This window comes from Thermostichus sp. MS-CIW-23 (genome assembly GCF_054059455.1).
Window position 1 is genome coordinate 1 of record NZ_JBSSCC010000024.1, and the last position, 14,552, is coordinate 14,552.

General features: G+C 57.9%; 10 protein-coding genes and 1 riboswitch. All 10 genes read left to right on the forward strand.

Annotated elements, in window-relative coordinates; all coding sequences use genetic code 11:
* Positions 1-329: 329 nt before the first annotated feature.
* Positions 330-481: riboswitch (cobalamin riboswitch) on the forward strand.
* Between the two features lie 42 nt (positions 482-523).
* On the forward strand, positions 524-2,494 hold the full coding sequence (locus ACVW0B_RS09465) for a TonB-dependent receptor plug domain-containing protein (RefSeq protein WP_457491539.1): 1,971 nt from the start codon (positions 524-526) through the stop codon (positions 2,492-2,494).
* 101 nt (positions 2,495-2,595) lie between these two features.
* Positions 2,596-3,024 carry a DUF1636 domain-containing protein gene (locus tag ACVW0B_RS09470; RefSeq protein WP_457491540.1) on the forward strand — a complete coding sequence of 143 codons (429 nt, stop codon included), beginning with the start codon at positions 2,596-2,598 and terminating at the stop codon, positions 3,022-3,024.
* A gap of 11 nt (positions 3,025-3,035) precedes the next feature.
* A complete protein-coding gene (locus ACVW0B_RS09475; protein ID WP_457384514.1) occupies positions 3,036-3,905 on the forward strand; it encodes a (2Fe-2S) ferredoxin domain-containing protein in 870 nt (289 codons plus the stop codon).
* Between the two features lie 234 nt (positions 3,906-4,139).
* Positions 4,140-4,550 carry a hypothetical protein gene (locus ACVW0B_RS09480; protein ID WP_457491541.1) on the forward strand — a complete coding sequence of 137 codons (411 nt, stop codon included), beginning with the start codon at positions 4,140-4,142 and terminating at the stop codon, positions 4,548-4,550.
* 122 nt (positions 4,551-4,672) lie between these two features.
* Complete coding sequence (locus ACVW0B_RS09485; protein ID WP_457491542.1) at positions 4,673-6,709, forward strand: ArsA family ATPase; 2,037 nt, start codon at positions 4,673-4,675, stop codon at positions 6,707-6,709.
* 32 nt (positions 6,710-6,741) lie between these two features.
* A complete protein-coding gene (gene ligA / locus ACVW0B_RS09490) occupies positions 6,742-8,802 on the forward strand; it encodes an NAD-dependent DNA ligase LigA (RefSeq protein ID WP_457491543.1) in 2,061 nt (686 codons plus the stop codon).
* Between the two features lie 812 nt (positions 8,803-9,614).
* On the forward strand, positions 9,615-10,961 hold the full coding sequence (gene clpX, locus ACVW0B_RS09495; protein ID WP_457491544.1) for an ATP-dependent protease ATP-binding subunit ClpX: 1,347 nt from the start codon (positions 9,615-9,617) through the stop codon (positions 10,959-10,961).
* Between the two features lie 70 nt (positions 10,962-11,031).
* Positions 11,032-11,721, forward strand: coding sequence for a potassium channel family protein (locus tag ACVW0B_RS09500; protein ID WP_414329043.1), 690 nt, complete (start codon positions 11,032-11,034; stop codon positions 11,719-11,721).
* 11 nt (positions 11,722-11,732) lie between these two features.
* Complete coding sequence (locus ACVW0B_RS09505) at positions 11,733-13,205, forward strand: TrkH family potassium uptake protein (RefSeq protein WP_457491545.1); 1,473 nt, start codon at positions 11,733-11,735, stop codon at positions 13,203-13,205.
* A gap of 78 nt (positions 13,206-13,283) precedes the next feature.
* Positions 13,284-14,390 carry a phosphotransacetylase family protein gene (locus ACVW0B_RS09510; RefSeq protein WP_457491546.1) on the forward strand — a complete coding sequence of 369 codons (1,107 nt, stop codon included), beginning with the start codon at positions 13,284-13,286 and terminating at the stop codon, positions 14,388-14,390.
* Positions 14,391-14,552: the final 162 nt, after the last annotated feature.

Here is a 14,552-nt window from a genome sequence, read left to right on the forward strand (position 1 = left end):
ACAGAAAGATCAACTGGTAGTAATCCGTACTGAACATATTATACATTATTTTCAGTATAGTTGAGCTTATTATTGACTAGAGTCATGCTCTGTTCTCTAAAAGGCTAAGGGATCCCTGGGCCTCGCGATCTGGAGTAGCAGCGGGCTATCCTTCAACTGCTTACAAAGCAGTGAAGAAATCTGGCCTAAATGGGATGTGGCCCATCCGAAGCCCTGGGATTGCCGTTGGGATCCCGTTCACCCCTGGGGATGACATCCCCCCTGGCAGGATAGGAACTCCAGAGCAGGGGATGTATGATGCCTAGCACGGCTTTTTCGGAGCAATCGCAGAGAAAGCTGTACCGACAGGTTGTCCTGGGGATCAGCCAGGGCATGTAAAGGGGAAAGTCCGGTGCAAATCCGGCGCTGTGCCGCAACTGTGATGGGCTTGGGCTAGACCTATGCCCTCAGTCAGGATGCCCGCCTGCGGTTTTGGCTCGCATTTCTTCCGCGTCGCACGGAATCAGGAGCTTCAAGAAAGAAAATGAATCCCATTCTAGGTCTCAGCCTGGCGCTGGGGGGTCTTGTTTTGGGGATCCCAGCGTGGGCGCAGCCGGCAGCTTCCCCGCCCTCAGCTCAAGAGGTGTTGGAAACCGGCGTTAGCGCCGAGATTTTAAATCAACCCGTCACCACACCTTTTCGCCGTCCTGGTTTGCTGCGGGATTCTTCCCGCCCGGTTTACGTCATTACCCGCCAGCAAATTCGAGAGCAAGGGGCAAGAACGGTTCAGGAGGCCCTGCGCTACCTGCCCGGGATCCTCAGCGACGGCACGGCAGGAACCCAGTTGGGAGCCCTTAGCTCCCAGTTTATGCGGGGAGGACGAACGGCCCAGGTGTTGGTGCTCTTGGATGGCCGCCCCATTAACGACCTGGGCTTTTTTGGCGGGTTCGATCTGTCTCAGATCACTACAGATGTGGTCGAGCGTATTGAGATCTCTCCAGGTGGGGGCTCCACCTTATACGGCTCCGATGCCGTTGGCGGGGTCATCAACATCGTGACGCTGGATCCAAAGCCGAGATCCGAGACCGTGCTGGAAGCGGCTATCGGCAGCTACGGCCTCAACGAGCAAGGGATCCAGAACCGCGGCCAGGTGCAGGATCTGGGCTGGGTGGTCAGCTATCGCCGTCTGCAGAGCAACAACGACTTTCCTTTTGAAATTAGGCGTTTGGGCAAAGCCGGCAGGCGGGAGAACTCGGCAGTGGAGTACCACAACCTACAAGCCAAACTCACCTGGCAACTGGCAGAAGGCCAAGTCCTAACCGGAAATGCCCTTTATCTCAATAAAGCGTTTCAGGTGCCCGGCAGCACCGAGTTTCCCTCCCCCGATGCAGTGCAAAACACCAACGACCTGCTGTTAGATCTCAGTTGGCTATGGGATCAAGAGAGGGGATCCCTGCAAGCTAGGGTATTTTTTGACGACCTCAACTATCGCTTCAGCGCCCCACAAAGCCAGGGATCCCGGGATGAGATCCTGCGAACGGGGTGGGGATCCCAACTGCAATACACCTGGAAGGCTGCTGAAAACCTGGAGCTTACTCTAGGAGCAGACTACCGATCCATTTCAGCTCGCAACACCACCTTCTCCTTTGCCAGGGGATCCACCAATGTCAACTACGACAATACCGTGAACCAAGGGGCCCTCTTTGCCCGCCTGGATTACAAGCCACAGCCCAACTTTTATCTCAACTTAGGTGTTCGCCAAGATTCGAGCAATCTGGTCAACGGTTCGGCCACCTCTCCTGCCGCAGGGATCCGCTGGGTTTTGGCAGAAAGCACCACCCTGAGGGCCAATTATGCCGGCAGCTTTCGCACCCCCTTGATCTCAAACTTATTCTTTCGTTTGCGGGGCTTTTTTGAGGTAGATGGGAACCCCAATTTGCGCCCGGAGCGGGGAGAGAGTTTTGACATTGGCCTGGATCAGGCTTTGGGAGATTTTGGCCTACTGCGCTTGACCTTTGCCCATAACCGCATCCGCGATGGCATCACCTTTGTCAGCACCGGCCCGCGCAGGGGAACCTACGAAAACATTGAGCTCGTGGAATACACGGGCTTGGAAGCAGCCCTGGATTTGCGATTGGGGGAAAACTGGACTCTTTTTGCCAACTACACCCTGAACGATCCCATCATCCGCTCGGCGCTGGATCCCAAAGCGGTTGGCAAACAGCTAGCCTTCGTGGGAGCAGACAGCTTCAACCTGGGCCTGAGCTACCGCGATGCAGAGGATCGGTATGCCTCAGTTTTCCTGCATCACATTGGCACTTTCTTTACCAACAACGCCAATACCCAATCTCTGCCCGGCTACACCAACCTGGCTCTGCGGGGAGGGATCCCAGTAGCAGAAAATCTCGCTCTAGAAGTGGGGGTTGATAACCTGCTGGATGAGCAATATGAGGTTTTCCCCGGCTACCCAGGAGTGGGTCGCACCGTTCGGCTCAATCTGAGAGGCCAATTTTAAAGGCTTAGCCATTTCGCTCACTGCTTGACCACTCGCTTAGATATTGAGATCATTTCCCCTTCTTCATCGCGCCCTTTACAGTCAAGTCTGGATTGCAAGTTATGCCGGTATCAAGCAGCTCTGTGTCTCAATCAACTTCCCAGTTGCCAGTTCAAGCTGGCAGCGCTGCCCAGCAACCCAGCAGCCATTGTCTTTGGGTTTGTGTCACTTGCGGATCTCGGTGGGTTAACGGCCAAAAAGAAGGGACTAGCAAGGGAGAAATGCTGCTGTCTGCCCTGCAATCCCAAACCCTCCACCCCCAACTAACTCTAAAACCAGTTGCCTGTATGAGCGCCTGCAGCCATGCTTGCGTTGTTGCGTTGGCAGCACCTCAAAAGATGACCTATGTTTTTGGAGATCTGGATCCAAAAGATGTGGAGCTGATTCTGCAGACAGCAGAGCTCTACCTAACCAAGTTGGATGGGATCCTACCCTGGGCCGAGCGCCCTCTCAAAAAAGGGGTGATTGCTCGTATTCCACCACTGCACTGAGGAGCTCTCTCATGGCCGCTTTCACGCCCTGGATAACCCCCCTCCATCAAGCTTGGCAGGAAGTTTCTCTGACGGGTTGGACAACCCTTTATGAAGGGATCCCTGCCCATATTGACTGCTTGGGGCCGTTGCTCTACGAGCTGTTTCAAGAGCACTGGGCCGAGATCCAGGTGGGCCATGTGGCGGAAGGCGGGGTGCTGGAGCTGGCTTTTAAGAAACCTCCAGCTTTGTGCGTGCTCTACGATGGCTATCTAACCGTTGCCACCGAAACTTGGCACCTGCATTTGTGCCTGGAGGAGCACCAAGGCGGCCCCCATCGCAAGACCCCACCCGAGCTGCGCCGCAAAAGGTTGGTTAGCCGTGCTGCTCTCTACCGGCGCCTCAATCCCCAAGGTCAGCCCCGCATGTGGGGGATCCAATTCTGGAATGGAGCAGAAGAACCTTTGCTGCAGATTTTTCTGCCCAGCCCCTTTTTGGGGCCAGAGGAAGACTACCTGCCGGAAGGCAAAGCTGACTACCAAAAGCTTTCTCTTTACGAGCGCATCCGCGCCATCTATGTGCAGGGGAAAGAGCGGATCCCCTATGAGGATAACCCTCTTAAACGTCCCTACCTTGCCGTCTGTCGTTCCAGCCGTTGTTATCCTTCCCGCAACTACCAACCGGTTGTGGAAGCTCTGGAATCGGCTCTTCGAGAAGCCAACCTGGACGTACAGGTTATCACCTCAGGCTGCTTGGAAGTTTGCCAACAGGGGCCCGTGGTTTTTTACTCTGGGGATCGCACCTGGTACAAGCGGGTTACTCCCCAAGTAGCTCGGCAAATTGTTTTTGAGCATTTGCTTAATAGCTGTCCTCTGAAAGACCACCTTTTTCCAGGAGATTAAAGCATGATTGGCCTGCAATCGAGTGCTCAACCTATCCCCAGATCTTGCCGCTTGATCTCAGCCCCACTTTGGATACAAGCTACTCAAGATTTGGCCCAAGGCTGGTTCTGGCCCAGCTTGTTTACCACCGTCGGCTGTCTCAGCAATATTGCTTATACATGTACCCTTCCTTTTGTAACTGTTGGTATTGTTGCAGGCACAACTTTAACCCGCCAAAGGGCAGCCATTAGTGCTTTGATGATTTGGCTGGCCAACCAAATCTTTGGCTACACCTGGCACAACTATCCCCGCACTCCCGATTCGTTTGCCTGGGGGTTGGTGCTGGGGATCGGCACGGTGGGGGTTGCTCTTGCTGCCAGCTATCGCCCTTTGTTTTTCCAGTCCAAGACCCTTCGGCCAAGGCAACTGCTGCTGAACTATCTCTGGATCCCGGCCATGCTCATCTTGGGGTTTCTGGCTTTTGAAGGGCTGATTTTGGCAGCCGGCCTGGTTTTGGGGGGAACGGAGGGCCTGACCCTGCCCATTCTGGGCAAAATCTGGTTGCACAACTGGCTGTGGACAGGACTTTGGATTGGGATCCACACCCTGCTGGTGTGGGACAGAGGACGTCGCCGGGTGTGGCTGGGAGAGGAGAAACTGCGGTGAGCTGCTCCCGTACAAGCTCTTCCCATCCCGTCAGCGGTGCGGAGCACTTTTGCAGTGATCTGGAACATCCCCAAGAGGGATCCAGGCCAAAATAGGGGCGACCTATGTGGGAGGGGATCCCTTTGCAACTCAGTCGCGTTAACAGTGAGGAGCATTCCTGCCATCCTCTGCTCTTGGCTTCCCAACGCCTCTTGCTGTTCAGCGGCAAGGGAGGAGTGGGCAAAACAACCTTGACCTGCGCGCTGGCTCGCCAACTGGCCCAGGTGGATCCCCAGCGCCGTCTGCTCCTGATGTCCACAGATCCCGCCCACTCGTTGGGGGACGTGCTGCAAATCTCGGTTACGGATGTGGCCCAACCCCTGCCGGATCGCCCCAATTTACAGGTGCGGGCTTTGCAAGCGGAGATTTTGTTGCAATCTTTTCGGCAAACCTATGGGCCGGCCCTGGAGCTCATTGCCGAGCGGGGCAGTTGGTTTGGCCGAGAGGATCTGCTGCCGATCTGGGATTTGGCGTGGCCGGGGGTGGATGAGCTGATGGCCATTCTGGAGGTCAACCGGCTGCTGGCTGGGGAGGAGGTGGATACGGTCATCCTGGATACGGCCCCCACCGGGCACACCCTGCGGCTGTTGGAGCTGCCCGACTTTTTGGATAATCTGCTGGCTGTGTTTGCCACCTTTCAGGCCAAGCATCGGGAGATCGCCCAAGCCCTGACAGGCACCTATCGACCGGATGAGGCGGATGCGTTTTTGGCCCAGTTGCAGAGGGAACTTGAGGGGGGCAAAGCCCGCTTGACCACTCCGGAGAGCACTTCTGCTTGGCTGGTGATGATCCCGGAGCAGTTGAGCGTGGCGGAAACCCGCCGCTTTTGTCAGCAACTGCAAAACCGCCGCGTGCCCATCGGCGGTCTTCTGGTCAATCAGGTGCTGCTTGCAAGAGAGAATAACAGCCAACCTTCGCTGCCCGCTGCTCTCTCCTCTCCTCTCTACTCGGCGCGGCAACAGGAACAGCGGCGCGTGCTCAAAGCCCTACAGGAGGAGCTGCCCGGATACTCTATCTGGGTCTGTCCTTATCAACTGCAGGAGCCGGTTGGGTTGGCGGCCCTAGATGGGCTGGTGCAGCAGCTTCGCCCCTTGCCAGAGGTGCTGCTGGAGTTGGAAGGGATCCCAGAGCAGAGAGCGGAGAGAGAGTCTCCCTTCTCTACCCTCTTCCCTTCCTTCAGGGGGATCCCGTCCCTACCGGATTTTTTGGCCCAAGGGATCCGACTGGTGTTGGTGGGGGGCAAAGGGGGTGTGGGCAAGACGACGGTGGCCGGGGCCCTGGCTTGGAACTTGGCCAAGCGCCATCCCGACAAGCAGCTGTTGCTGGTCTCCATCGATCCGGCTCACTCGCTGGGGGATCTGTTTCAGACGAAACTGGGTCAGGATCCCATCCCCCTGCTGCCCAACCTGCTGGGGCAGGAGGTCGATGCGGCGGCGGTGCTGGAGCAATTCCGGCAGGATTATCTGGAGGAGGTGGCGGCCATCTTGGCGGGGGAGGGGACGGCAGGGGTGGAAGTCCAATACGACCCACAGGCGTGGCGGCAACTGCTGCAGATGCCCCCACCCGGCTTGGATGAGGTGATGGCCCTGTTGAGTGTTCTCCGACAGGAGACGAGCGGGCAGTTTGACCTGGTGGTGCTGGACACGGCTCCCACAGGCCATCTCTTGCGGTTTCTGCAGATGCCCCAGGCTCTGGAAGGTTGGGTGAGCTTGGCCCTGAAGCTGTGGCTGAAATATCGGGATGTGGTGGGCAGGTCGGAATGGGCGCAGCGGATGCGGGAGCTCTTGGCCCAGGTGCGACAGCTCCGGCAGCAGCTCCAGGATCCCCAGTTTGTTACCTTTATCCCCGTCTTTAACCCCGAGCAAGCAGTTCTGGCGGAAACCGAGCGTCTCTTGGCGGAACTGGATGCTTTGGGGATCCCTCATCCCTACGCCGTTCTCAATCGGGTGTGGTTGGAGGATTCTACCCCCTTTGGAGAGGCCCTCCGCCGTCGTCACCAGACTCTTCTGGCCCAGCTCCCCCAGCCATTTTCCCAGCAGGCCATCTTGACCATCCCCTTCCTACATCCTCCCAGCTTGGAGAATATCGGCTCCTACTTGTTCGCTCCTCAGGAGCCCTAACCTAGGGGTAGACCTTGCTCACCCAAGGAGTTATGGATCCCCATCTGGAAGAACGCGCCCGCGAGCTGCGCACCCTGCTGCAGAAGGCCAGCATTGCCTACTATGTCCACGATGCTCCCATCCTGGAAGACAGCGTTTACGACCGCCTCTACCGCGAGCTGCAAGAGCTGGAGCGGGCTTACCCTGAACTGGTCACCCCCGATAGCCCTACTCAGCGGGTGGGAGAAAAACCTGCAGAGCATTTTCCCACCGTCTTCCACCGCATCCCCCTCTACAGCTTGGAAAACGCTTTCAACCCAGAAGAACTGGAGGAGTGGCAAGAGCGCCTGCTGCGAGTTTTGGGCCGTGCCCCTGTTCCCGACAGCGGGACAGAGGGAGAGCTGGAATATGTATGTGAGCTGAAGATTGATGGCGCCGCCTTGGCCCTAACCTACATCAATGGTCTTTTGGAGCGGGGTGCTACTCGGGGGGACGGACAGGCCGGAGAGGACATCACCCCCAACGTGCGCGCCATTCGTTCGATTCCCCTGCGGCTGGCGACAGCAGATCCGCCTCCCGTTTTGGAGGTGCGGGGGGAAGTCTATCTGGCCCTAGCCGAGTTTGAACGGATCAACCAAGAGCGTCGTTCCGCTGGGGATCCCCCCTTTGCCAACCCGCGCAACTGTGCTGCCGGTACCCTGCGGCAGTTGGATAGCCGCGTTGTGGCCGCCCGCAAGCTCAGCTTCTTCGCCTACGCCCTCCACTGGCCGGAGGGATGGCCCGCCGGGGATCCCCCGCAAACCCAGTGGCAGTGTCTGCAGCAGCTCAAGGAATTGGGATTTCCAGTCAACCCCCTTTCCCAGGTCTGTCGGGGCTTGGGAGAAGTGATCCAATTTTATGAGCGATGGCGGGGTGCCCAGCTCCCCTACGCCAGCGACGGGGTGGTGGTGAAATTGAACTCCTTGCAGCTGCAGGAGGAGGCCGGCTTTACGCAAAAATTTCCCCGCTGGGCCATTGCCCTCAAATACCCTGCCCAGGAAGTCCCCACCCGCATCCGCGCCATCGTGGCCAGCGTGGGCCGTACCGGCGCCGTCACTCCAGTGGCAGAGCTGGAGCCGGTTCCTTTGGCCGGCACCCTTGTCAGCCGCGCCAGCCTGCACAATGCCGATCGCCTGCGGGAGCTGGACGTGCACATCGGCGATACTGCCATCGTGCGCAAAGCCGGGGAGATCATCCCGGAGGTGGTCGGGATCCTGAAGGAATTGCGCCCTGCCGACGCTGTTCCCTACAGCCTGCCCAGCCAGTGCCCCGAATGCCACGCCCCTTTGGTTCGTCCCCCCGGCGAAGCCGTGACCCGCTGCCCCAACCCCGAGTGCCCGGCTAAGTTGCGCGGCCAATTGCAGCACTGGGCCAGCCGCGATGCTTTGGATATCGAAGGCTTGGGGGAAAAGCGGGCAGCCCAATTGGTGGAGAACTTGGGAGTGCGCACCGTAGCCGATCTCTACCGCCTCACCCCAGAGCAGTTGCAGGGCTTGGAGGGGATGGGATCCCGCTCCAGCCAAAAGCTGGTGCAAGCCATTCAGCGCTCTCGCCAGCAGCCCTGGGAACGGGTGCTCTACGGGCTGGGGATCCCCCATGTGGGGGTGGTCACTGCCCAGATTTTGGCTGGCCATTTTCCCACCCCTGAGCTTTTGGCCCAAGCCAGCGCAGAAACCATCGCCCAGATCTACGGGATAGGCGCGGAAGTGGCCGAAGCGGTGGTGGCCTGGTTTGCCGATCCCGCCCACCGGCGGCTGCTGCAGGAGTTGCAGGCGCTAGGGATCCCCGCTCTTCCTCAGCAGGAGAACCCTGCCGTCTCCCAGATCCTGGCCGGGAAAAAATTCGTAATCACCGGCACCTTGCCCACCCTCTCCCGCCAGCAGGCCAAGGCTTGGATTGAGAGTCGGGGGGGCAAAGTCACCGCCAGCGTCAGCCGCCAAACCGACTACGTGGTGGTGGGCTCTGACCCCGGCTCCAAGCTGGAGCAAGCCCAACAACTGGGGATCCCCCTGCTGACCGAAGCGGAGCTGTTGGCGCTGGATCCCACCGTGGAATCCGGTGATCTGCATCCTTGACAGGGTGGATCCCCGAAAAACTTGGGTAGGGTGGGTTGTCTTAGCGGCAGGGATAATTTATGATTCACCTGTAGTGAGGAGTGGACGCCAATAGGGGGAAGCGAACGAAACACGGACAGTTCCTTCCCCTTTTTGGTTACAAAAAGGCGCGGCCACACCTCCAAAAAGTATCCAACTTAACTGAAGGATTCCTTTGCCAGTGCCAGATAAGTTCAACTATGATGGGATCAGCGGAGACGCATGTTTCCGTTCACTCCTCACACCATCTTCCGCTCGGCGTCAAGTCGGGCGGTTTTTCTATAAATCCGTCCAAAGGATGTATGACCATTCCCGGTAGCAGCGAAACGGCTCACCCCTTCCATTTCCAGTTTTCCTCCTTGTAAGACACTTGGGGAGAACCGAGGCTGTGGCGTTTGCACGGGTAGCGCAGAGCGCTGGAGAAGCTTATGGTCACTTTGAAGCAAGAATGAAACACCTCCGTTGCATTGCTTCCCAGCTCCCTTTTGAAGAGTGGGTGGTCGCGGAAGCGGCACGGAGCGCTTGGGAAGTGTCTCAATCCAGTTTGAAATGACTATATCTCCAGTCTTTCCAGTTGATCCCCATGGGAATCTCTTGGCACCCTGCCCCCTTGGGGATCCGGAAACAAGCCCTACGAGCCCAGTGGAGATGCTAGACTAGTAGGTCAGTGAGATTCCACCAACTTCGGCCTCCTTACGCTTTCGCAGCCAATTTGCGACTGGATTGGAAGGTTTAGTTTTCTTCTGGCTTTTGCCGGATTAGGATAGCCAAGAGCAAGCAGCAACGAGGATCCCATGGCCAAATATGACTCCCATCTAAAGTGCTCCTTCTGCAACAAGTCACAGGATCAGGTGCGTAAGTTGATTGCGGGGCCGGGGGTCTACATCTGTGACGAGTGCGTGGAGCTCTGCAACGAGATTTTGGATGAGGAACTCTACGACGGCAACACTCCTCCTGCTGCCGCCCCTGCCGGCGGCCGGCGTGAAGCTCCTAAAAAATCCTCCCGCAGCCTGCCTTCTTTGGCGCAGTTGCCCAAGCCGCAGGAGATCATGCGCTATCTCGACCAATATGTGATTGGCCAAGAAAAAGCTAAGAAGGTTTTGTCGGTGGCGGTTTACAACCACTACAAGCGTCTGGCTGCCAAGGCCAACCCCGGTAGCGTCGGAGTTTCGGAACTGGATGAGGTGGAGCTACAGAAGTCCAACATTTTGATCATTGGCCCCACTGGCTCCGGCAAAACCCTGCTGGCGGAAACCCTGGCTCGCATGTTGGATGTGCCTTTTGCGGTTGCAGATGCTACCACCCTTACGGAAGCTGGCTATGTGGGCGAGGATGTGGAAAACATCCTGTTGCGCCTGCTGCAGGTGGCGGACATGGACGTAGAAGAGGCCCAGCGCGGCATCATCTACATCGACGAAATCGACAAAATTGCCCGCAAAAGCGAGAACCCCTCCATTACCCGCGATGTCTCCGGCGAGGGGGTGCAGCAGGCTTTGTTGAAGATGCTGGAAGGGACAATAGCCAACGTGCCTCCCCAGGGAGGGCGCAAGCACCCCTATCAAGACTGCATTCAAATCGACACTTCCAACATCCTCTTCATTTGCGGGGGGGCTTTTGTTGGCCTGGAAAAAGTAATCGAGCAGCGCATCGGCAAGAAATCGATGGGCTTTATCAAGCCAGGGGAGCAATTGTCGGTTACCCGCGAGCAACGTATGGCCAATGCCCTCAAGGCTTTGGAGCCTGAAGACTTGATCAAGTACGGCATGATTCCCGAATTCACGGGGCGGCTCCCGGTAGTGGCGACTTTGGATCCGCTGGATGAGAAGGCGCTGGAGGCGATCCTGACGCAGCCCAAAAACGCCATTCTCAAGCAGGCGCAGAAGCTGTTGCGCATGGACGGGGTGGAACTGGAGTTTGAACCTGCCGCCATTGCTGCCATTGCCAAAGAGGCTTATCGCCGCAAGACCGGGGCTCGCGCCCTGCGGGCCATTGTGGAAGAGCTAATGCTGGATGTGATGTACGAGGCACCCTCCCGCCGCGACCTAAAGCACATCCGCATCACCGCAGAGATGGTGGAGCGCCGTTCCACCCGCGAGCTGATTCCTCACCCCTCTACGCTGCCCAAGCCTGAGTCGGCCTAGAGTCGCGGCCCTTCCGATCCCTGCTGGATGAACTTATGATCTGTTCTTGAAAGAGGGGGCAGGAGATCCTATGGCAGGGACTGCGTTCCGCTGGCGCGAACGACAGCGGGTGGATCGTGAATATGCGGTAATTGGTCTGGGGCGCTTTGGTTCTAGCTTGGCTCTCACCTTGATGGAGCGAGGGCACAATGTCTTGGGGATCGACCGCAGCCGTGAGATCGTGCAGCGCCTGGCGGATCAGCTGACGCAGGTGGTGGCACTCGATTCCAGCGATGAAGATGCGCTGCGAGCGGTGGATATCCTCTCCTTCGACACGGTGGTGGTGGCCATTGGCAGCGATTTTGAGAGCAATTTGCTGACGACGGTGGCCCTGAAAAGTCTGGGGGTGCGCAATGTGGTCTGTAAGGCGTCGACCGAGCGGCAACGCTCTATTCTCCTGCGAGTGGGGGCAGATCGGGTGGTGTTGCCGGAGCAAGAGGCAGGGCGCCGTTTGGCTCAGGTGTTGACAGCACCGGGGATCCTAGATCAGCTAGAGCTGGAGCCGGGCTACAGTATTACGGAATTACAGGTGCCGGAGGCGTTGGTGGGCCATACGCTGGCGGAGTCGGATCTGCGTCGCCGCTTCGGCATCACGGTGCTGGTGGTGAAGCGAAAGCAATCGCTGGTGGTCTCTCCCCCCGCAGACTACCTGCTGGAAAAGGGGGATTTGCTGGTGGTTCTGGGGGCCAATACCAACATCTCGCGGCTGAATGAAATGTAGGGAGGGCTCCGATGAGAGAGGGCTCCGTCCCGCTTCCGCCAGAGGAGGGCTCTGAGCGCTTGGTTCCACCGGTACCATCCCGCGCCCGCTACCTGCCGACACCGGGCTCGGCATTGTCTCAGTCCTCTAGGGCCTTTGGGAATCGTCTGCAGTGGTTTTTCGGGGGGGACAGGCGTCGCCCTCTGCCACCGCCATTGCGCCTGGTTGTAGGGTTGGGGCTCTTGGCAGTGGTGGGAACTTTGGTGCTCATGTTGCCGGGGATCGGGCGCGGGGATCCCTTGAGCTGGAATGAGGCGCTGTTTACGGCCATGTCGGCCCTGAGCGTGACGGGGCTCTCGACGATTGTGGCGGCGGAGGATCTCACCCTGTTGGGCCAGATTGTGCTGCTGATCCTGATTCAGATTGGCGGGGTGGGCTTCATGGTGTTGGCGGTGGTGGTGTTTCAACTGATCGGGCGGCGCATTTCCCTCCTCAATCGCTTGGCGCTGTGCAATTCGCTGGGTCTAATCGATCCGGGGGCGATCTTGGAATTGACTCGGCGGGTGCTGCTGGGGGTCACCCTCATTGAGTTGGGGGGGGCTTTGCTGCTCTGGGTGCATTGGCGGGATCTCTATGGGCCGGAGCGGGCGGTTTTTCTGGCTATTTTTCACGCGGTGTCCGCCTTTTGTAATGCAGGATTTGACCTGTTTGGCCGGGAAGGGATCCCTACAGACGGTCTGTCGCTGGCGATTTTGGCCGGTCTGATTTTTATCGGCGGTTTGGGCATCCCGGTTTTGTCGGATTTGTTAACCTGGCCGCGGGGCCACCGCCCCTCTCTGCACACCCGGATTACCCTGGGCGTGGTGGTGGTTTTGCTCTGCACGGGCGGCATTGGTTTGTTTTTGGGAGAGAGCTTGCCCGGTGGATCCCTGCTGGAGGTGAGCTGGCCCCACCGCTTGGGCCTGACGTTTTTTCAGTCGGTTTCTGCCCGAACGGCTGGGTTTGCCGGGATCCCCATTGAGGATTTGACCCCGGCAAGCCAGTTGCTGCTGATGGCTCTCATGTTTATTGGGGCAGCCCCAGCTTCTATGGGGGGCGGCATGACCACCGGCACCTTGGCGGTGTTGGTGTTGGCCCTCTGGGGCTATGCCCGCGGTTTGCCCAGCGCTCAGATTGCCGGGCGCAGCTTGGATCCCTCCATGGTGCGCAAGGCGGCAGCGGTGTTAACGGTTTCTCTGTTTGTGGTATTGTTGGCGGCTTGGTTGATTTTGCTGACCCACAGTAACAGTAGGTTGGATCCGGTGTTGTTTGAGGTGATCTCCGCCTTTGCCACCTGCGGCCTCTCGACGGGCTTTACCGGGGAGCTCAACTGGTTTGGCCAACTGATCATTGTGCTGGTGATGTTCTGGGGCCGGTTGGGGGCATTGACGATTGTCTTGGCCTTGGCTCAACAACAGCCCCGCCCGTTGGTAACCTACCCTGAAGAGTCGATCCTAATCGGTTAGTCCAGAACTGAGGAGAGAGCAGCCTCCGTTAGACTGAGTAAGGGATCCCTTCGTCCCTCTCGTTACCGGGAGCCATCCGTGTCCAAGTTCCTTTTAATTGGTTCTACTGAGCCCTTCAGCGGTAAGTCGGCTGCCATCTTGGGTTTGGCCAAGCATCTGCAGCAGCAAGGGATAAAAGTCACCTATGGGAAGCCCATCGGTTCTTGCGAGCGGGAAGATTGCTCGCTGGAAGGGGGCGATCCGGATATGCGCTTTGTGGCGGAGTCTCTGCGGCTGACGATGGATCAAATGCCGCCGATGCTGCTCCGGCTCAACGAAGAGGCTTTGCTGGCTCAAATGAAGCGAGCTCCCGGGGATCCAGCTCCAGAGTGCCCGGTTGCCCCTCTGTTGGAGTTTGTCCAGCGCTCCCCTGCCGATTTGGTGCTGCTGGAAGGCCCAGCCGATCTTTACGAGGGGGAATTGTTTGGCCTGTCGCTGGCCAAGATGGCCCAAGCCCTGGATGCTCCGGTACTGCTGATCAGTCGCTACCATTCCTCCTTGGCTGTTGATTCTCTTCTCTTTGTCCATCGTCAACTGGGATCCCGCTTGGCAGGCGTGCTGCTGAACGATGTGCCACCTGACCAAATGCAACCGGCAAAAACGATCATTCGGCCTTTTTTGGAGGGACACGGGATCCCGGTGCTGGGGATTTTGCCCTCCCATCGCATTTTGCGCAGCATCAGCGTTGGGGAGTTGGTGCGGCAACTGGATGCCGAGGTGCTCTGCTGTCCAGATCGGATGGACCTGATGGTTGAAGACATTGCGGTAGGGGCGATGAACGTCAACTCGGCCTTGAAGTACTTCCGTAAGCTGGATCACAAGGCGGTGATCACCGGCGGAGACCGCACCGATATTCAACTGGCCGCCCTAGAAACTTCCACCCTCTGCCTGATCTTGACCGGCAAGCTCCCTCTGGATCCCCGCATTCAGTCTCGAGCAGAAGAGCTGGAAGTGCCGATCCTCTCGGTGGATCTGGACACCTTCACCACCATCAACCGCATCGAACGGGTTTTTGGGCAGATTCGCCTACACGAGGAGGTGAAAGTCCGCTGCATCCAAGAGCTAATGTCAGCGAATTTTGACTTTTCCCGTCTCTATGCCCATTTGGGCTTAACACAACCCCTAGTGTCGGCGGCAGGTGCGTAGGATAAAGTCATTAAGGCTTCTCTACATCTGGTGTCTAAATAGGTAGTTCTCCGAGAGCGAGCACTATACCTGATCAAGATGAAATAAGCTCAGTTTTGACGCGCTGGTCTCTAGTGTCTGATGCTTTCCAGTATCTGCAATGATTTCTGCAAAAAAACGCAG